We start from the raw sequence: 22,155 nt of genomic DNA, 5'->3' as shown, positions 1-22,155 counted from the left end.
GATGCCTGGCGCGACGCTCGACACGCTCGCCCCCGGCGACACGGCGACGGTGGCCGGGTTCCGGGGTGAGGTCCCGGCCCGGCTGCTCGAAATGGGACTCGTCCCCGGCACGACCGTCGAAGTCGTTCGTCTCGCTCCCTTGGGCGACCCGATGGAGCTGCGCGTCCGCGGCTTTCTGCTGACGGTCCGCAAGGAGGAAGCCGCCAGCATCGAGGTCCAGTAGTGGAAATCGCTACCGCCGTCCGCACCGTCGCGCTCGCGGGCAACCCGAACGTCGGCAAGACGACGCTCTTCAACGCGCTCACCGGCTCGCAGCACAAGGTCGCCAACTACCCCGGCGTGACCGTCGAGCGGAAGTCGGGGCAGCTGGCGGGGGGCGCGGGCGTCGAGGTGATCGACCTGCCGGGCACGTACAGCCTGGCCCCGAAGTCGGTCGACGAGCGGGTTGCCTTCGACGCGCTGGTGGGGCGGATCCCGGGCGAGCCCGCCCCGGATGTCGTCGTCTGCGTGCTCGACGCCACGAACCTCGAGCGCAACCTCTACCTCGCCACCCAGGTCCTGGACCTCGGGCTGCCGACCGTCGTCGCGCTCAACATGACCGACGCGGCCGCCGAGGCCGGCATCGCCGTCGACGCCGCCGCGCTGTCGGAGACGCTGGGCGTGCCCGTCGTCGAGACGTCCGCGCGGACGGCCCAGGGCATCGACGCCCTGCGTGCCGCCGTGCTCGACCCGCCCCCGCCCGCCGTCGGCGTCGGCTGGGACGTGATGCCGGCCGTCGACGCCGTGCTCGGCGACCTCGACGCCGACCTCCCCGCGGACGTGCCGGCCGCACGCCGCCGCTTCGAGGCCCTCGGTGCGCTCACCTCCGACGCCCTGCTGGCGCCGTGGGAAAAGAGCGCGCCGGCCTTCCACGCCGCCGTCGTCGCCGCGCGCGCCGACCTCGACGCCCGCCCGGTGATGTTCCGGATGGCCGAGATGACCGGCCGCTATGGCTGGATCAGCCCCGTCGTCGCCCGCGTCGTCCGCCAGCCGGAGGCCCACGAGGCTACGCTGTCGGACAAGATCGACGCCGTGGTGACCCACAAGTGGTGGGGTCCGCTGATCTTCGGCGCCGTCCTGCTCGTCGTCTTCCAGGCCGTGTTCTCGTGGGCCGTCCCCGCGATGGACGCCATCGAGTGGCTCATCGGGCTCACCGGCGAGGGGATGCGCGCCGTGTTGCCCGACGGCGTGGTCGAGGACGTCTTGGTCGAGGGCGCGCTGTCGGGCGTGGGCAACGTGCTCGTCTTCCTGCCCCAGATCATGCTGCTCTTCCTCTTTCTGGGGCTGATGGAGGACACGGGCTACATGGCGCGGACGGCGTTCATCATGGACCGCGCGATGCGGCGTGTGGGGTTGAGTGGCGCCTCCGTCGTGCCGATGCTGTCGGCGTACGCGTGTGCCATCCCCGGCATCATGGCCGCGCGGACGCTGGCGGACGAGCGCGACCGGATCATCACGATCATGGTGGTGCCCCTCCAGGGCTGCTCGGCACGCTTGCCGGTCTACGTCCTGTTTATCGCCGCGTTCATCCCCTCCGGCGCCCTGTTTGGGGTGATTGGTTACCAGGGGCTGGCGATGACCTCGCTGTACGTGCTGGGCACCGTGATGGCGTTCGTGGCCGCGTGGGTGTTGCGCACGTTCGTCTTCACCGGCCCCGGCTCGTCGTTCGTGATGGAGCTGCCGCCGTACCGGATGCCGCAGCCCAAGTACCTGTGGCGTCGGATGCGCGACCGCGCCAAGGTGTTCGTGGTCCGCGCGGGCAAGATCATCTTCGCGCTCAGCATCGTGCTCTGGTTCATGGCGAGCTACCCGAAGACCGACCCGTCGGCCGAGCTGCTCGCGCGCGTCGAGGCCGCCGACCAAGCCGTCGAACGCGCCACCGAGTCGCTCGTCCGCATCGACATCGACGGCCGCCCGAGCCTTGACGGGACCGATCGCACGGCCGCCCAGAGCGCCGTCGACGCGGCCGACGCCGAGCAGCTGATCGTCCAGAACGAGCTGGCCGGGTGGCAGGTGCGGAACAGCTTGATCGGCCGGTTCGGGCGGACGCTGGAGCCCGTCATGGCGCCGCTCGGGTTCGACTGGAAGATCTCCGCCGGCATCGTCGCCAGCTTCGCCGCGCGCGAGGTGATCGTGAGCGCGCTCGCGACCATCTACAGCGCGGGGGCGGACGCCGACGAGGAGAGCCTGACCTTGCGGGAGGCCATTAAGGCGGACACGTATCCCGATGGGACGCCCGTGTTTACGCCGCTCGTCGCCGTCAGCCTGCTGGTCTTCTTCGTCTTCGCGCTCCAGTGCATGAGCACGCTGGCGATCGCCAAGCGCGAGCTCAACTCGTGGGCGTGGCCGGCCGTCATGTGGGGCTACATGATGGCGTTGGCGTACGGCTTTTCGTTCGCCGTCTACCAGGGCGGGCTGCTGCTCGGGCTGGGCTAGAAATAAACCGCGAGCCCAAGGCGGATGCCGGTCGGGCGGAACGAGAGGCGGACCGTCTCGTCTTCGAAGAACTGGCCCTCGATCAGTAGCTGCTGGCCGAACTCGCCCGTGACCCCGATCGCTTTAGCGACGATCCACTCGACCCCGACGACGCCCGCCAGCCCGGCCCCGATGGTCGTGAACGTCTGCGTCGGCTGGGTCTCGGTGTCGACACGGCGGAACGTGAGCTGGCCCGTGGGGCCGATGCCAGTGTAGAGGTAGATCGGCGTCCGCGAGCGGCGGTAGCGGAGCGGGGTCAGAGTCGCCGACGCCGAGAGCACCTGGGCGTTCTGATCGTCGCCGAACGTGGCCTCAGCCGCCGCGTTGACCGTGACGCCGAGCCGCACGGCCCGCTCCTCGCTGCGGTGCCACTTCAAGCCGAGCGACCCGCCGTCGAGCGGGGTGAGGTCGAACCCGTTGACCCCGAAGACGAGGGCTCGCGCGCCCTCCTCGAGCGGCGTGTCGGCCGACTGGGCGGAGGCGATCGGGACGGCGGCGATGAGCGCGAGCAGGGCGACGAGACGAGACATGAGCGCGAGGGTGTGGGGGAGTAGGGCCGCAGGTCAGCGCACCATCGTATCGCCGGGCAGACCGCATCCCGTCCGGCGACGTGGTGAACGGCCTGTAGGGAGGAGCGGCCGGGCGAGGGGGCCTCGCCAGCAGATCGACGGCTCTCCCCCCTCTGGTCCGAGCGGCCGGACGCATCTTGCGGCACCCTCGCGCCCCCGTCTCGCCGTGACCGCCCCCGACCCCGTGCTCGTGATCGCCCACCGGGGCGCCAGCGCGTACCGCCCCGAGCACACGCTGGCGGCGTACACGCTGGCGGTCGAGCAGGGCGCGGACGTGATCGAGCCCGACCTGGTGATGACGCGCGACGGCGTGCTCGTCGCCCGCCACGAAAACGAGATCTCCGAGACGACGGACATCGCCGACCGCCCAGAGTTTGCGGAACGCCGCACGACGAAGACGATCGACGGCATTGAGACGGCGGGCTGGTTCACCGAAGACCTCACGGTGGCGGAGCTCAAGACGCTCCGCGCGGTCGAGCGGCTGCCGGACCTCCGGCCCGCCAGTGCCGCCTTCGATGGCCGATTCGAGATCCCGACGTTCGACGAGATCCTGGCGCTGGCGGCCCGCCTCGGGGCCGAGCGGGGGCGCCCAGTCGGGCTCTACCCCGAGACCAAGCACCCGACCTACTTCCGGCGGATTGGGCTCCCGCTCGAAACGCCGCTCGTCGCTGCGCTCCACGCCTCGCGGTACACCGCGCCTGAGGCGCCGGTCTGGATCCAGTCGTTCGAGGTCGGGAATCTGGAGCTGCTGCGCGGGATGACGCGCCTGCGGCTGGTCCAACTCGCGATGCCCGGCGCCTCGCCAGCGGACCGGCCCGAGAGGTCGTACGGAGAGATGATGACGCCCGACGGGCTCGCGACTGTCGCCACCTACGCCGACGCGATCGGGGTGGCGAAGGCGATGGTGCTCGATCCCGAGTCGCTGGCGCCATCGTCGCTGGCAGCCGACGCCCACGCGGCGGGACTGGCCGTCCACGTCTGGACGTTGCGCCCCGAGAACGTTTTTCTGCCGACGCCTCTGCGCTCCGGCGACGACCCGGCCGCGCACGGCGACCTCGGCGCCGAGGCGCGAGCGCTCGTCGAAGCCGGCGTCGACGGGCTCTTTGCGGACGCGCCCGGCCGCGTGGTCGCCGCGCTAGGAAGAGGGGAGGGGTAGAGGGTGGGAGCGCCTCGTTTGTCCACTCTTCCTCCAGACAGCCCTCGGCGTCGCCTCGAACGGCGCGCGAGCGGCGGGGGCGACCTCACAGGCCGGGGTGGGGCGAGGTCGTGGGCCTCGAAAACGATGGCGAAAACGACTAGGCCGTAACCGGTCTGATCGGCCAGGGTATTCCCTCCTCATCTCGTCCGAACGATGGCGTGCCCTCGCCGCCAACCTCACCCCCGGTCGAGCCTGGTCTCGGCACCGCACACCGCGTCGACTCGCTCGTCGTCTAACCGCCGTGCGGTGGGCGGTCGAGGCGCCAGGCCCGGTCCGGGTGGAGGGGTACGACATGTGAGGCGGGTGGTGACCACTGAGCTGGTCGCCGTGCCGTAGCGGGCGCCGTCGGCGGGCCGCTTCGCAGGGCGGATTCGCGGCGCCCGCGGCGTGGCGGTGCGTCACGTGGTCGCCACAGGCCACTAAACGTGCGTGGGTTAACCCCTTCCCAACCTCTTCGATAGGTGGGGGGTCTCCCCGCTACGTGTGTGCCGACGACCCCTGCTCCCGCTCCGCCGTCCGCCCCGGCCGACGTGCTCCGCCACCTGTTCGAGACGGCCCCGTTGATGATGGGGGTCGTTGGCCTCCGGCCCGACGACATCCTGCACGTCGCCGACAACCCGGCCGCCGCCGCGTTCTTCGGGACGACCCCCGACGCCACCTCGGGCCGGCTCGCGAGCGATCTCGGCGTGCCGCCGGAGCACATCGAGCACTGGCTCCGCCGCTACCGCGAGTGCGCCGAGGCCGATGGCCCGGTCCGGTTCCGATACCCCCACGAGACGCCCGACGGCACCCGGTGGTTGGAGGCCGTCGTGAGCCCGGCCGGCGATGGTGGGGAGCACTTCACGTACTGGGTCGAGGAAGTGACCGACCGGGTCGCACACGCGTCTGAGCTCCGCGAGCGGGCGGCGCGGGAGGGCACCCTGCTTCGCGCCTTGCCCGACCTCCTGTTCCGACTCGACCGCGACGGCCGGTACCTCCAGGTCCACACCCCGGACCCCGACGCGCTGGCGGCGCCCGCCGAGGAACTCGTCGGCCAGACCATTCACGACGCGATCCCCCCCGACCTTGCGGATCGCTTTATCGAGGCCATTGGCCTAGCGCTGGACTCCGGCGAGCTCGAGAAGGTGGTGTACGAGTTGGTGACGCCCGACGGCGTCGAGCGGACCTTCGAGGCCCGTGTCAGCCCGGACCCCGATCTCGGCGAAGTGCTCGTCATCGTCCGCGACCTGACGGACTGGCACGCCGACCGCCGCGCGCTCGCCGAGACGGCCCAGCGGCTGACCACGCTCATCCAGAACATTCAGGCCGGGGTCATTTTTGAAGACGAGCAGCGGAGGCTCCTGCTCGCCAATGAGCGCTTCTGCCAGACCTTTGGGATCGAAGCCGCGCCAGAGACCCTGGTTGGAGCCGACTGCGTGGCCGCGCTCGAGGGCGCGCTCCCACTGTTCGCCGAGCCCGATGCCGCCCGCGCGTGCATCGAGGCCACGGTCCGCGCCGGCCGGCCGGTCTTCGCCGACCGCGTCCCCTTTGCCGACGGCCGAACGTTCGAGCGCGACTACATCCCCGTGTCGGTCGGAGACGGTCACGTCGCCCACCTCTGGCTCTACTGCGACGTCACCGACCGAGTGGCCGCCGACGCCCAGCTGCGCTCGCGCGAGGTACGCTACCGGCTGCTCGCCGAGAACATGCAGGACCTGGTGGCCCTCCACACCCCCGACGGGTCCTACGAATGGGTCAGCCCCTCGGTCACGACCCTGCTCGGCTACACACCAGAGGAGCTCGTCGGGACCAGCCCCTACACCCTGTTCCACCCCGGCGATGCGGTGGCCATCCGCGACGGGAGCCATCGCCAGGCGCTCAAGAACGTCGACGACGCCAACGCGGTCTACCGCATCCGCCACCGCGAGGGGCACTACGTCTGGTTCGAGACGCTCACCAAGCCGATCCTCGGGGCGGACGGCTCCGTCGTTCGGCTCCAGACCTCGTCGCGCGACGTGACGGACCGGGTCGAGATGGAGGAGCGGCTCTACCACCAAGCGTACCACGACGCCCTGACCGACCTCCCCAACCGGGCGCTCTTCTCGGCCCGGCTGGAGGAGGTCATTGCGCGGTACGACGAGAGCGAGGGGTTCGCCGTGCTCTTCCTCGACCTCGATCGCTTCAAGGTGGTCAACGACACGCTCGGCCACACCGCCGGCGACCGGCTGCTCCAAGAGGTCGGCAAGCGGTTGTCCGCCGTGGTCCGCGCCGACGACATGGTGGCGCGCATCGGCGGCGACGAGTTCGCCGTGCTCCTCGACGGCCTGCCCCGGCCCGGGTACGCTGAGAACGTGGCCGCCCGCGTCATCGAAGACTTGTCCGCACCCGTCGACATCGACGGCCGGCCGCTCTACGCCGGGGCCTCTCTCGGCCTGGTGGTGGGGCGCCCCGACCACGACACCGCGGACGCCCTGTTGGGCGACGCTGACCTGGCGATGTACGAGGCCAAAGCCGAGGGCCGGGGGGGCGTCGCCATCTACAGCGAGGCCGTCCACGCGGAGGTCACGCGCAAGCTGCGCCTGGAGATGGACCTCCGACAGGCCGTCCAGCGCGACGAGCTGCGCCTGATGTTCCAGCCCATCGTCCGCCTGTCCGACGGGGCGCTATCGGGGTTCGAGGCCCTCGTTCGCTGGGAGCACCCCGAGCTCGGCCTGCTCCCGCCGATCGCGTTCCTGGGGCCGGCCGAGGAAAGCGGCCAACTCACCGCCGTCGACCGTTGGGTGCTCGTCGAGGCCTGCCGCGTGGCGGCCACCTGGGCCGAGGCCCGGGGCCCGGAGCGGCCCGCCCTCCAGCTCAACGTCAACTGCTCGGGCCTCGACCTGCTGACGGACGCCTTCACCGAGGACGTGCTGGCGGCCGTCGCCCGGCACAGCATCCAGCCGGGCGCGCTCTCGCTCGAGATCACCGAGCAGGTGCTCATCGACGACCCCGTGTCCGTCTCGGACGCGCTTCGGAGGCTCCAGTCCGGCGGCATCGGGTTCTCCCTCGACGACTTCGGCACGGGCTACTCCTCGCTCTCGACGCTCCACAACTTGCCCGTGGACTGCGTCAAGGTGGACCGCTCGTTCGTGTCCGACATGATGGCCCGCGATCAGAGCCACAAGCTGGTCGAGACGGTCGTCCACCTGGGGCGCATCCTGGAAAAGTCGGTCGTCGCCGAAGGCATCGAGGACGCCGACCAGTTGGGCGCCCTGCAGGCCGTGGGGTGCGCCTACGGGCAGGGCTACTTTTTCGACCGGCCGCTCTCGGTCGAGGCCGCCTTCGCGCTGGCGACGGCAGACACGCCGCCCTGGCACACCTACTGGCTGCCATAGCCGGGCCGGCGGTAGTCTTCGGGCATGCCGCTTCCCCCCGACGTCCGCCGCGCGACCGTTTCCGGCTACGACGCCGACCGGCTGGGCCGGGCGATGAGCGCCGCGTTCGCCGACGACGCCGGCGGCGTCTACCTGTGGCCCGATCCCGACGAGCGCCGCCGCGCGCTGCGCTGGTACTACGGCGTGCTCGTCCCGCGCTTGGGCTTCGGCGGCGGGCGTGTCTACGTCGACGAGGCCGGGAGAGGGCAGTCGGTGTGGATCGCGCCCGGCCATGGCGTCGGGCTGGCGTCGGGCGTCCGCGCGGGCGCGCTCGGGTTCTTGCCCCGGTTCGGGCTGGCCGCGATGTGGCGGCTCAAGAAGCTCTCCGACACGATCGACGCGCTGCGCCGCCAAGCCGCGCCGCCGGGCCACTGGTACCTGCTGCTGTTGGGCGTCGAGCCCGGCACACAGGGGATCGGGTTGGGGAGCGCGCTGCTGGCGCCCGTCGTCGCCGAGGCCGACGCGACGGGCCGGGCGATCTACCTCGAAACGTCGACGCCGTCGAACCTGCCGTACTACGAATCGCATGGGTTCCGGATCGTCGGCGAGCGCCGCGTGCCGGGCGCGCACGGCTACTGGGGCCTCGCGCGAGCGCCGCAGAGCCCGGGTGCGCAAGCAGGCTGAGCGCAGCAGCTCCCCACCCCGTCATTCTGAGCGGAGCGAAGGATCTCAGCGCTATCGTCGCAGCTCTCGACAAGCGGTTCTGCGGGCGACGAACCTCGCGTTGAGATCCCTCGCGAGCTCGGGAGGACGCTGTCGAGAGCGACTCAACCGAGCAAGCGCGTGTCGGACCCGATCCCGGGAGCCTCGGTTTACGGCCGACCCCCGCCGCGCCCATGTCCGACCCGCTCCGCCTCGACCTCCCCGTCCTCCTGCCCGACGCGCCGGACGCTCGCGACGCGTGCGTGACACGGCTCACCGACGCGCTCGCGGCGACGACCGGCGTCGAGCGAGCGCACGTCGTCCCCGCTGCTGGCGGCCGCCCGGCCCAACTCTGCCTCCACTACGACCCCGCCGCCGTCGCGCTCCCCCGCTTGCGCCGTACAGCTGAGGCGGCGGGCGCTCGGATTACCTCGCGCTATGGCCACGTCCTGTGGGCCGTCGACGGGCTCGGCCACCAGCGCCGCGCGCGGACCGTCACGGAGCTCTTAACGCAGACGCCCGGCGTCGTCGAGGCCGAGGCCAACGCGACGGGCCCGGTCCGCGTCGAGTTCGACCGGGAGGCGACCGACGAGGCCGCCATCCGCCGATCGCTGGCGGACCTCGGCGTGACCGTCACGGCGCCCCACCCGCCCGAGGTCGCCGCCGCCGGCGGGCACGACGGCCACGACCACGGGCCCGACGAGCACACGGGGCACGGCCACGCGCCGGGCGCCCACGGTGGGCATTCGCACGGCGGCATCTTCGGCGAGCGGACCGAGCTGATCTTCGCCCTCTTGTCCGGCGTCTGCGTCGCGCTCGGCTGGGGGCTGGAGACGTTCAGCGGCGTCGCCGAGACCGTCCCGTTCGCGCTGTACCTCGGCGCCTACGCCTTCGGCGGCTGGTTCACCGTCCGCGAGGCGGTCGACTCGATCCGCGCGGGCCGCTTCGAGATCGACTTTCTGATGCTGGTCGCCGCCGCCGGTGCCGCCGCGCTGGGCGAGTGGTTCGAGGGCGGGCTGCTGCTGTTCCTCTTTTCGATCGGCCACGCGCTCGAAGGGTACGCGATGGGCCGCGCACGTCGCGCCATCGAAGCGCTCGGCGAACTGGCCCCGGCGACGGCGCGCGTTCGCCGCGACGGCGTCGAGTCCGAGGTGCCCGTCGGCGAGCTCGTCGTGGGCGACACGGTCGTCGTACGGCCCGACGAGCGGATCGCCGCCGACGGCGTCGTGACGGTCGGGACGAGCGCCGTCGACCAGGCGCCCGTCACGGGCGAGAGCGTGCCCGTCGACAAGCAGCCCGTCGCCGACCTCGACGCGGCCCTCGCCGACATCGAGGCCGTCGCGCCCGAGCACCGCGTTTTTGCGGGGACGCTCAACGGCGGCGGCGCGCTCGACGTCGTCGTGACGCGGCCGGCCGGCGAGACGACACTCGCGCGCGTGGTCCAGATGGTGGCCGAGGCCGAGACCGAGCGCTCGCCGACGCAGCGGTTCACGGACCGCTTCGAAGAGGTGTTCGTGCCGTCCGTGCTCGCGCTCGTCGTGGGGCTCGTCGTCGTCCCGCCGCTGCTCGGCGCGCTCGACCTCATCTCAGAGCCGTTTTCGGAGAGCTTCTACCGCGCGATGGCCGTGCTCGTCGCCGCCAGCCCGTGCGCGCTCGCGATCGCGACGCCGTCGGCCGTGCTCTCGGGCGTGGCCCGGGCGGGGCGGAGCGGCGTGCTCGTCAAGGGCGGCGGGCCGCTCGAGGCGCTCGGCGGGCTGACGGCCATCGCCTTCGACAAGACGGGGACGTTGACCGAGGGCGAGCCGCGCGTCACCGACGTGGTCGCGGCGGAGGGAGCGACGGAAGCCGAGCTGCTCGCGGCGGTCGTGGCGGTCGAGCGCCTGAGCGAGCACCCACTCGCGCGCGCGATCGTCCGCGATCTCGGCGAGCGGGCAGGGGAGGGGCCGCAAGCCGAAGACCTCCAAAGCGTGACCGGCCACGGCGTCCGCGCCACGCTCGGTGGAGAGGCCGTCGCCGTCGGCAAGCCGGCCCTCTTCACGCTCGACGGCGGCGCGCCCGCGCCCGCGTCTCTCTTGGAGCGCGACCGCCAGCTCAAAGCCGACGGCCGGTCGACGATGCTGGTCCAGCGCGGCGGCCGCTTCCTGGGCGTCGTCGGGCTGATGGACACGCCGCGAGCCTCGGCGAAGGGTGTCATCAAACAGCTCCACGCGCTCGGCATTGAGACGACGATCATGATCTCGGGCGACGCACAAGTGGTTGCCGAGTCGGTCGCTCGCGCCGTCGGCATCGACGAAGCGCGGGGCGACCTCCTGCCCGACGACAAGGTGGCGGCCATCCAGGCGCTCCGCCAGCAGGGCGAGGTCGCCATGGTCGGCGATGGCGTCAACGACGCGCCGGCGATGGCGAACGCGACGGTCGGCATCGCGATGGGCGCGGCGGGCTCGGACGTGGCGCTGGAGACGGCGGACGTGGCGCTGATGGCCGACGATCTGTCGAAGCTCCCCTTCGCCGTCGGCTTGAGCCGCAAGACGCGCGGGATCATCCGCCAGAACCTGTGGCTGAGCCTCGGGATGGTGGCCATCCTCGTCCCGGCGACCCTGTTCGGCTTGGGCATCGGCCCGGCGGTCGCGCTCCACGAGGGGTCGACGTTGATCGTCGTCTTTAACGCCCTGCGCCTGCTGGCGTACCGCGAGCCGGCGTAAACGAAAAACGGCCGCCACGCGCGATGCGTAGCGGCCGGGATCCGTGGAGCATAACGGATTTGAACCGTTGACCTCCTCACTGCCAGCGAGGCGCTCTACCAACTGAGCTAATGCCCCATTCAGGGGCGCCGATGTCGGTCGGCGTGCGGCAAAGATAGAGGCGGCCCCGTCGGCCGGTCAATGGAGCGAAAGCGAAGACGCCGGGCCCCGCCCCGCGAGCCGGAATGAGGAACGGGCAGAAACCGGCTTGCGGCTCGCCCGCCGCGTCGGATCGCAAGCATCTTCCCCGGACGCCGCCCCTCGACTCGATGCCCGACCGCCCCGTCCACGTCGCCAAGTTCGGCGGCACGTCCGTCGGCACGCCCGACCGCGTGCGCCGCGTCGTCGAGCTCTCGACCGGCGCCGAGACCGCCGGGCACCGCCGCGTGGTCGTGTCGTCGGCCTTCGGGGGCGTCACCGACGACCTGCTGGCGGCGATCGGGGCGGCGGTCGGGCGGACCGGCGAGCACCGGGACATCCTGGACCGCGTCCGCCGGCGCCACGCGGAGACTGTCGACGCGCTGGCGGCCGAGGGCGAGCGGGCGGCACTCCACGGGCGCTTGGACGCGCTCTTTGGTGAGGTCGGCGAGCTGCTCCACGGCGTCTCCCTCCTTCGCGAGTGCTCGGCACGGTTTCGAGACGCGATTGTGTCGGCCGGCGAGCGGGGCTCTGTCCCCGTCGTGGCGGCGGCGTTCCGGTCCGCCGGGCACGCCGCCGTCGCGCTCGACGCGACCGCGTTCGTCCGCACCGACGACGCCTTCGGGGAAGCGGCCGTCGACTTCGAGGCGACGCGAGCGCTCGTCCGTGGGGCGCTCGCGGAGGTGCCGCCCGACGCGGTCGCCGTCGTCACCGGGTTCGTGGCGTCGACGGCCGATGGCGTGACGACGACGCTGGGCCGGTCGGGCTCCGACTACACGGCCACCATCTTGGCGGGTGCGCTCGACGCGCGCGAGTGCGTCATCTGGACCGACGTGGACGGCGTGCTCTCGGCCGACCCCCGGCTCGTCGCGGACGCGTTCTCGCTGCCCCGCCTCAGCTACGCCGAGGCGGCCGAGCTGGCGCACTTCGGCGCGAAGGTGCTCCACCCGCGCACGATGCGGCCGCTCTCCCGGCAGGGCGTCCCCTTGCGCATCAAGAACACGCTGCGGCCCGAGTCGCCCGGGACGGAGATCGGGCCCGCCGATCCGGGCGCCGAGCCCGCGATCCGGGCGGTGACGGCGATCCGAGGCGCGGCGCTCGTCCGCATCGAAGGGGCGTCGGTGCTGGAGGTGCCGGAGCTGATGGCGCGGATCTTCGGGCCGCTCGCGGAGGCGGGCGTGCCCGTGTCGCTGGTGGCCCAGGCGTCGGCCGAGGGGAGCGTCGGGCTGGCGGTCCGGGGCGCGGAGGCGAGTGCGGTCGTGGCGCTCTTGGAGAAGGCGCTCTCGCGCGAGATCGAGCGCGGCGACGTGGAGGGCGTGACGGCCGAGTCAGGGTGCGCGGTCGTGGCGGCGGTTGGGTCGGGGCTGCACGGCGCGTCCGGGCTGGCGGGGCTCTTTTTCGACACGCTGTCGCACGCCCACGTCAACGTCCGCGCGCTTGCTCAAGGTGGGGGGGACCACACCGTCTCGGCCGTCGTCGCGGATGCCGAGGCGGATGCAGCGGTCCGCGCGCTGCACGAGGCGTTCGCGCGGCGCCGACTCCGGACGCACCTCGTCGTCGTCGGGGCCGGGACGCTGGGGACGCGTCTCCTCGCTCTGCTGGCGGCGCACGGGCCGGGCCTGCGCGACGACGGCGTCCACATCGTGCTGGCGGGCCTCGCCGACAGCCGGCGCCTGGTGTGGGACGCGGGAGGGATCGACCCGGCGGCCGCGGCCGGGGCACTCTCGCAAGCAGAGGCTGCCGACCTCGACGCGCTCACCGCCCGGCTCACGGCCGCCCGGCTCGAACGGTTGGTCGTGGTCGACGCGACGGCCAGCACGGAAGTCGCCGCGCGGCACGCCGACTGGCTCGGCGCGGGCGTCGCCGTCGTCACCCCGAACAAGGAGACGACCGGCCGGAGCGCGGGCGCGTGGCGCCAGGCGCAGGCCGCCGCGCGCGCCGGCGTCGCCCCGTACCTCTACGACGCGACGGTCGGCGCGGGGCTCGGGGTCGTGGGCCGCCTGCGCGATCTGGTCCGCACCGGCGACCGCGTGCGGTCCGTCGAGGGCGTGCTCTCGGGGACGCTGGCGTTTGTGATGAACCGGATGCGCGACGGGGCCGATTTCTCCGTCGCCGTCGCCGCCGCTCGCGACGCGGGCTTGACCGAGCCCGACGTGCGCTCCGACTTGTCGGGCCGCGACGTGGCCCGCAAGCTGGCGCTCCTGGCGCGCGAGGTCGGGTCCGAGGTCGCGTCGGTCGAGATCGAGAGCCTGGTGCCCGACGGGCTGGCGGACGTGCCGCTCGCCGAGTTCTGGGCCCGGCTTCCCGAGGCGGATGCGGGCTGGCGTGAGCGGGTCGCCGACGGGGAGCGCCAGTACGTCGCGCGGCTCTCCGGCGGGACCGTTCGCGCGGGCGTCGAGGCCGTCGACCTCGGTCCGGGCGCACCGTTCGCGGGCCTGCGTGGCGCCGAGGTCGCCGTCGTCATCCGTACGGAGCGCTCCGGCGACCACGCGCTGACCGTCCGCGGCCCGGGCGCCAGCGCCGACGTGACGGCGGCGGTTGTACTCGCGGACGTGGTGCGGGCGGCCGAGATGCGGCGGTAGTGGGGGAGGGAGAGAGGAGAGGCCGGTACCTTCCAATCCCGCCCGCCCCTCGCCGCTCTGTCTGACCGTCCCGCTCTCTCTATCGCGCTCGTCGGAACGGGCCGGATGGGCCAGGCCGTCGAGGCCGTCGCCACCGAGCGCGGCCACCGCGTCGTGGCCCGGTTCGACGCCGACCACCCGCTGCTCGACGCCCGCGACGACTCGGCCCTCGCTGGCGCCGACGTGATCGTCGACTTCTCGGTCCCGGCCGTCGCGCTCGACCACCTCCACCGCTACGCCTTCTGGGGCGCGACCGCCGTCGTCGGCACGACCGGGTGGGCCGACGACCTCGACAAGGTCCGCGACTGGGTCGACGAGGGGCAGGCGGGTGTGCTCTGGGCGCCCAACTTTTCGCTGGGGCTGGCGCTCGTCTCGCGCGCGCTCGCCGGTCTGTTGCCCTTGCTCGACCGTCTCGACGAGTACGACGTGGCCGTCCACGAGGCGCACCACACGGGCAAGCTCGACAGCCCGTCAGGCACCGCGCGGCGCTTGGCCGACGAACTGCTGGCGGGGCTCGGCCGCAAGACGCACCTCGACGCCGAGACCCAGCACGGCGCCATCGACCCCGGCGCGCTCCACGTGACCAGCCAGCGCGTCGGGCACGTGCTCGGCGAGCACACGGTCACGCTCGACAGCGCCGACGACCAGATCGAGATTGTCCACACAGCCAAGAGCCGCCGGGCCTTCGCGCTCGGCGCCGTCCGCGCGGCGGAGTGGATGGCCGGGCGCCAGGGCCTGTTCACGCTCGACGACATGATCGAGGGGTTGGGGATCGGGGATCAGGGGTTGGGGTCTGAAGGTTTCAGCGATGAGGTCGAGACCCCCAATCCCTAATCCCCAACCCCTGACACCCGCTCCCATGGGCCCCTCCCGCCAGCCCCTCTTTCGCGGCACCGCGCCCGCGCTCGTCACGCCGTTCGCGGCCGACGGCGGCATCGACGAGGCCGCGTTCCGTCGCCTGATCGATTTTCAGATCGAGGGGAGCCGGCTCGAAGGGCGGCTCTTCGAGGGCGTCGAGGCGCTCGTCGTGCTGGGGACGACCGGCGAGAACCCGACCGTCACGCTCGCCGAGCGCCGCCAGCTGGTCGACGTGGCCATCGAGCACACGGCCGGGCGCGTGCCGGTGATCATCGGGACCGGCACGAACGCGACGGCGCAGAGCGTGGCGTTCTCGCACGAGGCGGCGGTCGCGGGCGCCGACGGGCTCTTGGTCGTCGGGCCGTACTACAACAAGCCGACGCCCGAGGGCGTGCTCGGCCACGTCGCCGCCATTGCCGACGCGACGGACTGCCCGATCATCCTGTACAACGTGCCCGGGCGCACGGGCTCGAACCTGACCGCCGACACGACGCTGCGCGTCGTCGAGGCGGTCCCGAGCGTGGTCGGGGTCAAGGAGGCGTCGGGGAATCTGAACCAGATCGCGGACGTGATCGCCCACGTGCCGGACGGGGTGGCCATCTACTCCGGCGACGACGACCTCGCGTTCCCGACGGTTGCCCTCGGTGGCGACGGGCTGGTCTCGGTGATCGCGAACGCCGCGCCGGGCCCGGTCGCCGAGATGATCCGCCGGGCGCTCGAGGACGACACCGCTGGGGCGCGGCGCTTGCACTACATCTTGCTCGACGCCATGCGCGCGAGCTTTTACGAGTCGAACCCCGCCCCTCTCAAGGCCGTGCTGGCGGCGCAGGGGCGGATGGCTCCGACCTTGCGCCTGCCCCTCGCCCCCCTCACCCCGGACGCCGAGCGCCGCGTCCTGGCCGCCTACGCCGACCTCATCGAGGCCGGCACTCTCCGACCCGCCTGATGGCTTACCACGCCGATCTCGACACGACTTTGGCCCGCTACACCGAGGCCTGGAACACCGCCGACGCCGACGAGCGGTGGGCCCTCGTCCACGCCTGCGCGACGGCCGACGTCGTGTACAATGACCCGCATTCGGAAAAGCCCGTCGAGGGACAGGCGGCGCTGGCGGCGTTCATGGGCTTCTTCCGCGAGCAAGTGGGCTGGCGCTTTGCCTTCACCGGCGCGCCCGACGGCCACCACGAGTGGCTCCGTGTGCCGTGGGCCCTCGCCAACGGCGACGGGACGAAGGCGACCGGCCTGCTCGTCGCCACGCTCGACCGCGACGTGCGCTTCGTGACGATCACGCACTTCGTCGACGCCGCGTGACGGCGGCGGGCGGGACGCTGTGCAGGGCCGGGTGGCCGCCGGGACACTCACCGACGGGCTGGCCGACGTCCCGGCGATGCTGGCGTACGCCGCCGTGCTGAGCGCCGCCGCTCTCGTCCCATTACCTCCGCGCGCGCGCTGACGCCTGAGCGGCCCGAGCCGCGCGGAATCCGTGAACGGCTTGCGCATCGGGACCCGGCCGGACAGCTTGCGCATCTCGACTGTTGACCCCCCGCTTCTCGCACGCCATGACCGACCTCGCCGCCCTCCAGTCCGACATCACCCGCCACGCCGACGCGCCCGGCGACGGCGCCCGCGCGGCGTTCGAGACCCTGCTCGATGCGCTGGAAGCGGGTGAGATTCGTGCGGCAGATCGCGGCGACGACGGCGTGTGGCGGGCCAACGGCTGGGTCAAGCGCGGCATCCTGCTCGGCTTTCGGCTGGGCGCCATCGTGGACTTGTCCGGGGACGAGTTCGCCTTTTTCGACAAGGACACGTACCCCATCCAGCGCTTCGGCGCCGACCGGGGCGTCCGCATCGTGCCCGGTGGCTCCACGGTCCGCCGCGGGTCGTACCTCGCGCCCGGCGTCGTCTGCATGCCGCCGATGTACGTCAACGTCGGCGCGTACGTGGGGAGCGGGACGATGGTGGACAGCCACGCGCTCGTGGGGAGCTGCGGGCAGATCGGCGAACGCGTCCACCTCAGCGCGGCGGCCCAGGTCGGCGGCGTGCTCGAGCCCATCGGCGCCGCGCCGGTCGTCATCGAGGACGACGTGTTCGTCGGCGGCGGCTGCGGCGTCTACGAGGGGACCGTCGTCCGCGAGCGGGCCGTGCTGGCGGCGGGCGTCATCCTGACGCGCTCGACGCGGGTGTACGATTTGGTGAGCGAGACCGTCATCCGGTCGGGCGAGGGGACGCCGCTGGAGATCCCGGCCGGCGCCGTCGTCGTTCCGGGCTCGCGCAGGGTGGACTCGCAGTTCGGCGAGCACCACGGGCTCTCGCTCTCGGCCCCGTGCATCGTGAAGTACCGCGATGCCAGCACCGACGCCTCGACGACGCTGGAGGACGCGCTCCGGTAGCGGAGCGCCCGCCTCGGCCACGGGATGGGCCTAGCCGCGGACGCGGAAGAGGGCGCCCGCGAGCGCCACGATGGCGGTGTACAGCGCGCCGCCGAGCCACAGCCCGAAGACCAGGAACGGGGTCCGTGTGCCGACGTCGAGCGCGAGCACGATCGTCATCAGGCCATTGTGAACGACGGCGACGACGAGCGCGCCGACAAAGGCCTGCACCGGGGTCAGCCGCAGGTTCTCGCCCTGCTCGGACCGGAAGAAGCCGATCACGAAGCCCATGATCGTCTTGAGGACGGTGTTGAGCCCCAGCGAGGTCGGCATCACCAGGACGTCCATCGCCAACCCGGCGCAGAAGCCGGTGACGGCGCCGGCCACGCGGCCGCGGCGGAGAGCAACGTAGGCGACGTAGAGGAGCACGACGTCCGGCCACACGTCCCAGAGCTTGAGGTTGCTCAGGAGCCACTGGAGCAGGACCACGGCCAGGCCCACGGCGACCTGGCGGAGGACGAACGGCATGCGAACGGCGGGGGAGAGGGGACGGCGAAACTACGCCGCAAGCAGGAGGGGCCCGTCTCAACGCGCCAGTCACGCCGGCGGTCCCGAGGGCGGCGGCGTGCGACGCCGAGCGCGGGGTGCCTGCGACCGGGCGCGCTGGACCGGGCGGGACGCGGCCCGCTACTGTGCCCGTGTCCAGAGCAGGATCACGCCGCACGGGTTGAAGCGGCCGTACTCCGGCGGCGTCCGCGCCGTGCCGACGTAGACTTCGAGGCCCGCAAGGTCGGCCGTGGGGATCCCCGAGACATCGACCGTCTCCCCTTGCGTTTCGTGCCCGTCGACGAAGATCGAGAGTGGGCACGGCTTGGCGTTTTGCAGCGCGCCGTCCGCCCCGCTGGCCGACCGCGACGACACGACGACCGGCCTCTCGTCCCACGAAATGATCCGGACGCCGCTCATCCCCAGGATCGCGTCGCGGACGGTGTGGAGGCTCCGCGCCTCGAACGCCTCGCGGTCGGCGTACTGGCCCCGGCCTTCGGCGCGCCGCTCGTAGAACCCGCGGCGCAGGAGCGCCGGCTCGATCCGGTCGGCAACGGCCTCCACGTCGCCGAGCACGCGCGTGGCGGGCGCCAGCGCGACCGTGCCCTCCAGCGTCTCGCCGGGCGCGGCGGTGACCGTGAACGTGGCCGGCTCGAACCCGTCGGCGGCCACCGTCACGGCCGCCAGCCCGGCGGCGAGGACCAACTCGGCGAGCCCGTCCGCCGCCGTGACCGCCACCTCGGGGCGCCCCAGCACCCGGACCGCGGCGCCCGAGATTGGCGCGTCGAGCGTGTCGACGACGGTGACCGCCAGCCGCGCGGGCTGGGCGGCGACCGCGAGCGGGACGAGGAGGCTGGCAAGGAGAAGGTGGCGCATCGGGATCGGAGCGGGCGAGTTGTAGGCTATCGGTCCGCCGCCCCGCCACGCAAGGGCGAGGGGCGCACCCCGTCGAGAGTGTCGATGCGCGGCGGGCGAGTGGGGAACACGCAGAGCGGGCGCGCTCAGAGTCCGGCTCGGCGCTGGCGCTCGTGGTTGCCCGCGCCGCTCTACCCGCTCTCCACCCAGCCGGCCCCTGGGCCGCGCTAGCTTCCCGGCCCCCGCACGAGACCGACATGGCCGGCTACCCGCACGACGAGATCGAACCCAAGTGGCAGGCCTACTGGGCCCAAAACGAGACCTTCCGCCAGGCCGGGCCCGGCGACGACGACTTCGACGCCAGCAAGCCGGGCTTCTATGCGCTCGACATGTTCCCGTACCCCTCCGGGTCGGGCCTCCACGTTGGCCACCCCGAGGGCTACACGGCGACCGACATCGTCGCCCGCGCGAAGCGGATGCAGGGCTACAACGTGCTCCACCCGATGGGCTGGGACGCGTTCGGGCTGCCCGCCGAGCAGGCCGCCATCCGCGAGGGGATCCACCCGCGCGTGACGACCGAGCGCAACGTCGACACGTTCCGGCGCCAGCTCCAGCGGCTCGGCTTCAGCTACGACTGGGCCCGCGAGGTCAACACGACGGACCCCGACTACGTGCGGTGGACGCAGTGGATCTTCCTGACGCTCTATGAGCGGGGGCTGGCGTACGAGGCGTTCGCGCCCGTCAACTGGTGCCCGGCGCTCGGGGCGGTGCTGTCGAACGAGGAGGTCGTCGATGGCAAGTCTGAGATCGGCGGCCACCCGGTCGTGCAGAAGGAGATGCGGCAGTGGATGTTGCGCATCACTCAGTACGCCGACCGCCTGCTCGACGGGCTCGACGACCTCGACTGGCCGGAGTCCGTCAAGGCGATGCAGCGCAACTGGATCGGCAAGAGCGAAGGCGCTGAGGTCGACTTCGGCGTCTTTGGGTTCCCCGAGCGCAGCCTGCGCGTGTTCACGACGCGGCCGGACACGCTCTTCGGGGCGACCTACATGGTGCTCGCGCCCGAGCACCCGCTCGTGGGCCAGATCACGTCCGACGCCCAGCGCGCCCCCGTCGAGGCGTACGTCGCGGCGACCGCCCGCAAGACGGAGCGCGACCGGATGGAGGAGCGTGCCAAGACGGGCGTGTTCACGGGCGCGCACGCCGTCAACCCGGTCAACGGCGAGAAGGTGCCGATCTGGATCGCCGACTACGTCCTCGCAGGCTACGGGACCGGCGCCATCATGGCCGTCCCCGCGCACGACGCGCGCGACTTCGAGTTCGCCGTCGAGCACGGCCTGCCGATCCGCCCCGTCGTCCGCCCGACCGACGCGTGGCTGGCGGCGCATGCCGGCCCGGACGTGGCGACGCCGACCGAGGCCGACCTGCTCTTTGGCGCCTACAACGACGACCCCCGCGGGTTTTCGGAGGTCTACACCGGCAAAGACGGGGCGCTCATGAACTCCGACGCCTCGGGCGGCCCGGTCGCCGACATCGCGCAAGCGGGCGTCAAGCTCGACGGGCTCATGCCGCCGGCCGCGATCGCCGTCGTCACGGCGTGGCTGGAGGACGAGGGCGTCGGCCGCCGTCAGACCAACTACAAGCTGCGCGACTGGCTCTTTAGCCGCCAGCGCTACTGGGGCGAGCCGATCCCGGTCCTGCACGTCGACGGCGCGCCCGTGCCGATGTCGAAGGACGACCTGCCGCTGTCGCTGCCCGAGGTGGCCGACTACCGGCCCGCGCCGACCGGCGAGAGCCCGCTCGCGAGCGCGACGGCCTGGGTCGAGACCACGACGGCCGACGGCCGCCTGGCGATGCGCGAGACCAACACGATGCCGCAGTGGGCCGGCTCGTGCTGGTACTACCTCCGCTACCTCGACCCCACGAACGACACGGCGCTCGTGGACCCGGCCAAGGAGGCGTACTGGATGCCCGTCGACTTGTACGTCGGCGGCGCCGAGCACGCCGTGCTCCACCTGCTCTACGCCCGGTTCTGGCACAAGGTGCTGTTCGACGCCGGCGTGGTCTCGACCGACGAGCCGTTCCAGAAGCTGGTCAACCAGGGCATGATCCTGGGCGAGGTCGAGTACACGGCCTTCCGCCACACCGACGGCGAGGGCGACTTCGGCTGGGTCTCGGCCGAGCACGCCGTCGAGATCGACACCGACGAGGGGCCGGTCTGGCAGGACGACCGCGACAACTCGACGCTCGTCCAAGTCTCCCTCTCCGCCGACGCCGTCGAAAAGCGCGGCGACGGGTTCGTGGTGTCGTCCCACCCGACCGTGCGCGTGACGAGCCGGGCGCACAAGATGTCGAAGAGCCGCGGCAACGTGGTCAACCCCGACGACATCGTCGACGAGTACGGCGCGGACTCGCTGCGCTTGTACGAGATGTTTATGGGACCGCTGGAGCAGGTCAAGCCCTGGAATACGCGCTCCGTCGACGGCGTCCACCGCTTCCTGGCGCGCTCCTACCGGCTGCTCCTCGACTCCGAGACCGGCACGCTGGGCGCCTCGGTGACGGACGCGGACCCCTCGCGCGACGAACTCCGCACGCTGCACGCGACGATCCAGAAGGTGAGCGACGACATCGACGGGCTGCGGTTCAACACGGCCATCTCGGCGCTGATGGAGTTTGTCAACGCGGCCACCAAGTGGGCCGCCGTCCCGCGCGCGGTCGCCGAGCCGTTCGTGCTGCTGCTGGCGCCGTTCGCCCCGCACCTCGCCGAGGAGCTGTGGCGCCAGCTCGGCCACGACGACACGCTCGCGTACGAGGCGTGGCCCGAGGCGGACTCCGAGCTGCTCAAGGAGGACACGGTCGAGATCGCGGTCCAGGTCAACGGCAAGCTCCGGGGCACCGTCTCCGTGGACGCCGACGCGAGCAAGGACGCCATGCTGGCGGCGGCGCGCGACGAGCCGAACGTGGCGAAGTACCTCGCCGAGGGGACCGTCCGCAAGGAGATCGCCGTGCCCGGGCGGCTGGTCAACTTCGTCGTCGCGTGAGCCCGGCCGAGATCGCCGGCTGGTCCGCCCGGTGCGAGGCGCACATCCGCCAGACCATGGCGGGCGACGTGGCGCATGACCTCGCCCACGTCCGCCGCGTGGTCCGGGCCGCCCGCCAGCTGGCGGAGGCCGAGGGCGCCGACCTCGGCGTCGTGGTCCCGGCGGCGTGGCTCCACGACGGCGTGACGGTCGCGAAGGACTCGCCGGACCGCGCGCGCGCCTCGCGCATCGCCGCGGACGCCGCCACGGCGTGGCTCCGCCAGCAGGGCTTCGACGAGGGCCGGGTCGCGGCCGTCGCGCACGCCATCGAGGCCCACAGCTTCACGGCCGGCATCGAGCCCGAGACGGCCGAGGCGGCGGTCGTGCAAGACGCCGACCGGCTCGACGCGCTCGGCGCGATCGGGGTCGCCCGGTGCTACGCGATGTCGGCCGTCTTCGGCTCGCAGATCGTCCACCCGGACGACCCCGTGCCGTCGGAGCCGCCCGCGCGGCCGCTCGACGACCAGCGCTACGCGACGGACCATTTCTTCGTCAAGCTCCTCGGCCTGCCCGCGACGATGCGGACAGTGGCGGGCCGGGCCGAGGCCGAGCGCCGCGTCGCGTTCATCCGCGACTTCCTGCGCCAGCTGGCGACCGAGGTGGGGTAGCTCTCGGCAAGGGCCCGGTTGGCG

16 protein-coding genes and 1 tRNA gene are annotated in these 22,155 nt (G+C 72.4%); 13 read left to right on the top strand and 4 right to left on the bottom strand.

Annotated features, from left to right (window positions below):
• The first annotated feature begins 1 nt into the window (after position 1).
• Together ACLII4_RS15295 and feoB are read left to right on the top strand one after the other, a co-directional pair.
• Positions 2–223 (top strand): FeoA family protein, encoded by a 222-nt coding sequence (locus ACLII4_RS15295; protein ID WP_412068267.1) that lies wholly within the window; start codon positions 2–4, stop codon positions 221–223.
• Complete coding sequence (feoB, locus tag ACLII4_RS15290; protein WP_412068266.1) at positions 223–2,475, top strand: ferrous iron transport protein B; 2,253 nt, start codon at positions 223–225, stop codon at positions 2,473–2,475. The genes ACLII4_RS15295 and feoB overlap by 1 nt, the downstream gene beginning before the upstream one ends.
• On the opposite strand, the gene ACLII4_RS15285 is transcribed toward feoB, so the two are convergent.
• The gene (locus tag ACLII4_RS15285) at positions 2,472–3,044 is read right to left on the bottom strand and encodes a hypothetical protein (protein ID WP_412068265.1); all 573 of its coding nucleotides are present in this window, start codon (positions 3,042–3,044) and stop codon (positions 2,472–2,474) included. The genes feoB and ACLII4_RS15285 overlap by 4 nt on opposite strands.
• Positions 3,045–3,249: 205 nt before the next feature.
• On the opposite strand from ACLII4_RS15285, the gene ACLII4_RS15280 reads away from it, so the two are divergent.
• The 4 genes from ACLII4_RS15280 (at position 3,250) to ACLII4_RS15265 (ending at position 11,017) form a co-directional block, all read left to right on the top strand.
• Positions 3,250–4,239 (top strand): glycerophosphodiester phosphodiesterase family protein, encoded by a 990-nt coding sequence (locus tag ACLII4_RS15280; RefSeq protein ID WP_412068264.1) that lies wholly within the window; start codon positions 3,250–3,252, stop codon positions 4,237–4,239.
• Positions 4,240–4,766: 527 nt separating this feature from the next.
• Positions 4,767–7,634, top strand: a complete 2,868-nt coding sequence (locus ACLII4_RS15275) for an EAL domain-containing protein (protein ID WP_412068263.1) — start codon at positions 4,767–4,769, stop codon at positions 7,632–7,634.
• A 24-nt stretch (positions 7,635–7,658) separates the two neighbouring features.
• On the top strand, positions 7,659–8,297 hold the full coding sequence (locus ACLII4_RS15270; RefSeq protein ID WP_412068262.1) for a GNAT family N-acetyltransferase: 639 nt from the start codon (positions 7,659–7,661) through the stop codon (positions 8,295–8,297).
• 212 nt (positions 8,298–8,509) lie between these two features.
• The gene (locus ACLII4_RS15265) at positions 8,510–11,017 is read left to right on the top strand and encodes a heavy metal translocating P-type ATPase (protein ID WP_412068261.1); all 2,508 of its coding nucleotides are present in this window, start codon (positions 8,510–8,512) and stop codon (positions 11,015–11,017) included.
• A 44-nt stretch (positions 11,018–11,061) separates the two neighbouring features.
• Here ACLII4_RS15265 and ACLII4_RS15260 read toward each other — a convergent pair.
• Positions 11,062–11,134 (bottom strand) — tRNA-Ala (locus ACLII4_RS15260).
• A 191-nt stretch (positions 11,135–11,325) separates the two neighbouring features.
• Between ACLII4_RS15260 and thrA the strand changes: the two genes are divergently transcribed.
• The 5 genes from thrA to ACLII4_RS15235 all read left to right on the top strand — a co-directional run bounded on the left by thrA (position 11,326) and on the right by ACLII4_RS15235 (position 17,063).
• Entirely contained in the window at positions 11,326–13,776 is a 2,451-nt protein-coding gene (gene thrA, locus ACLII4_RS15255; RefSeq protein ID WP_412068260.1) for a bifunctional aspartate kinase/homoserine dehydrogenase I, read from the top strand.
• 57 nt (positions 13,777–13,833) lie between these two features.
• Complete coding sequence (gene dapB / locus ACLII4_RS15250) at positions 13,834–14,649, top strand: 4-hydroxy-tetrahydrodipicolinate reductase (RefSeq protein WP_412070572.1); 816 nt, start codon at positions 13,834–13,836, stop codon at positions 14,647–14,649.
• A 25-nt stretch (positions 14,650–14,674) separates the two neighbouring features.
• Complete coding sequence (gene dapA / locus ACLII4_RS15245; protein ID WP_412068259.1) at positions 14,675–15,619, top strand: 4-hydroxy-tetrahydrodipicolinate synthase; 945 nt, start codon at positions 14,675–14,677, stop codon at positions 15,617–15,619.
• Positions 15,619–15,984, top strand: coding sequence for a nuclear transport factor 2 family protein (locus tag ACLII4_RS15240; protein ID WP_412068258.1), 366 nt, complete (start codon positions 15,619–15,621; stop codon positions 15,982–15,984). Before dapA ends, ACLII4_RS15240 begins: the two co-directional genes overlap by 1 nt.
• 248 nt (positions 15,985–16,232) lie before the next feature.
• On the top strand, positions 16,233–17,063 hold the full coding sequence (locus ACLII4_RS15235) for a 2,3,4,5-tetrahydropyridine-2,6-dicarboxylate N-succinyltransferase (RefSeq protein WP_412068257.1): 831 nt from the start codon (positions 16,233–16,235) through the stop codon (positions 17,061–17,063).
• A gap of 30 nt (positions 17,064–17,093) precedes the next feature.
• Here ACLII4_RS15235 and mreD read toward each other — a convergent pair whose 3' ends face one another.
• Both mreD and ACLII4_RS15225 read right to left on the bottom strand, forming a co-directional pair.
• Entirely contained in the window at positions 17,094–17,570 is a 477-nt protein-coding gene (gene mreD / locus ACLII4_RS15230; protein ID WP_412068256.1) for a rod shape-determining protein MreD, read from the bottom strand.
• 159 nt (positions 17,571–17,729) lie between these two features.
• Positions 17,730–18,464, bottom strand: a complete 735-nt coding sequence (locus ACLII4_RS15225) for a carboxypeptidase-like regulatory domain-containing protein (protein WP_412068255.1) — start codon at positions 18,462–18,464, stop codon at positions 17,730–17,732.
• 236 nt (positions 18,465–18,700) lie between these two features.
• Here ACLII4_RS15225 and leuS point away from each other — a divergent pair, with 236 nt between their 5' ends.
• Positions 18,701–21,484: a leucine--tRNA ligase gene (gene leuS, locus ACLII4_RS15220; RefSeq protein ID WP_412068254.1), complete on the top strand. Its 2,784-nt coding sequence runs from the start codon at positions 18,701–18,703 to the stop codon at positions 21,482–21,484.
• Positions 21,481–22,131: an HD domain-containing protein gene (locus tag ACLII4_RS15215; RefSeq protein WP_412068253.1), complete on the top strand. Its 651-nt coding sequence runs from the start codon at positions 21,481–21,483 to the stop codon at positions 22,129–22,131. Before leuS ends, ACLII4_RS15215 begins: the two co-directional genes overlap by 4 nt.
• Positions 22,132–22,155 lie beyond the last annotated feature (24 nt).

It is taken from the genome of Rubrivirga aquatilis (genome assembly GCF_046845665.1).
Lineage (GTDB): Bacteria > Bacteroidota > Rhodothermia > Rhodothermales > Rubricoccaceae > Rubrivirga.
Note: the sequence above shows the minus strand (reverse complement) of the source record. Positions and strands in the feature narration are given on the sequence as shown.

Bases quoted from the DNA above. Each gene is read 5' to 3' on its own strand.
- ACLII4_RS15295 (WP_412068267.1), top strand. From the start codon at position 2: ATGCCTGGCGCGACGCTCGACACGCTCGCCCCCGGCGACACGGCGACG.
- ACLII4_RS15285 (WP_412068265.1), bottom strand. From the start codon at position 3,044: ATGTCTCGTCTCGTCGCCCTGCTCGCGCTCATCGCCGCCGTCCCGATC.
- ACLII4_RS15270 (WP_412068262.1), top strand. From the start codon at position 7,659: ATGCCGCTTCCCCCCGACGTCCGCCGCGCGACCGTTTCCGGCTACGAC.
- ACLII4_RS15265 (WP_412068261.1), top strand. From the start codon at position 8,510: ATGTCCGACCCGCTCCGCCTCGACCTCCCCGTCCTCCTGCCCGACGCG.
- thrA (WP_412068260.1), top strand. From the start codon at position 11,326: ATGCCCGACCGCCCCGTCCACGTCGCCAAGTTCGGCGGCACGTCCGTC.
- dapA (WP_412068259.1), top strand. From the start codon at position 14,675: ATGGGCCCCTCCCGCCAGCCCCTCTTTCGCGGCACCGCGCCCGCGCTC.
- ACLII4_RS15240 (WP_412068258.1), top strand. From the start codon at position 15,619: ATGGCTTACCACGCCGATCTCGACACGACTTTGGCCCGCTACACCGAG.
- ACLII4_RS15235 (WP_412068257.1), top strand. From the start codon at position 16,233: ATGACCGACCTCGCCGCCCTCCAGTCCGACATCACCCGCCACGCCGAC.
- mreD (WP_412068256.1), bottom strand. From the start codon at position 17,570: ATGCCGTTCGTCCTCCGCCAGGTCGCCGTGGGCCTGGCCGTGGTCCTG.
- ACLII4_RS15225 (WP_412068255.1), bottom strand. From the start codon at position 18,464: ATGCGCCACCTTCTCCTTGCCAGCCTCCTCGTCCCGCTCGCGGTCGCC.
- leuS (WP_412068254.1), top strand. From the start codon at position 18,701: ATGGCCGGCTACCCGCACGACGAGATCGAACCCAAGTGGCAGGCCTAC.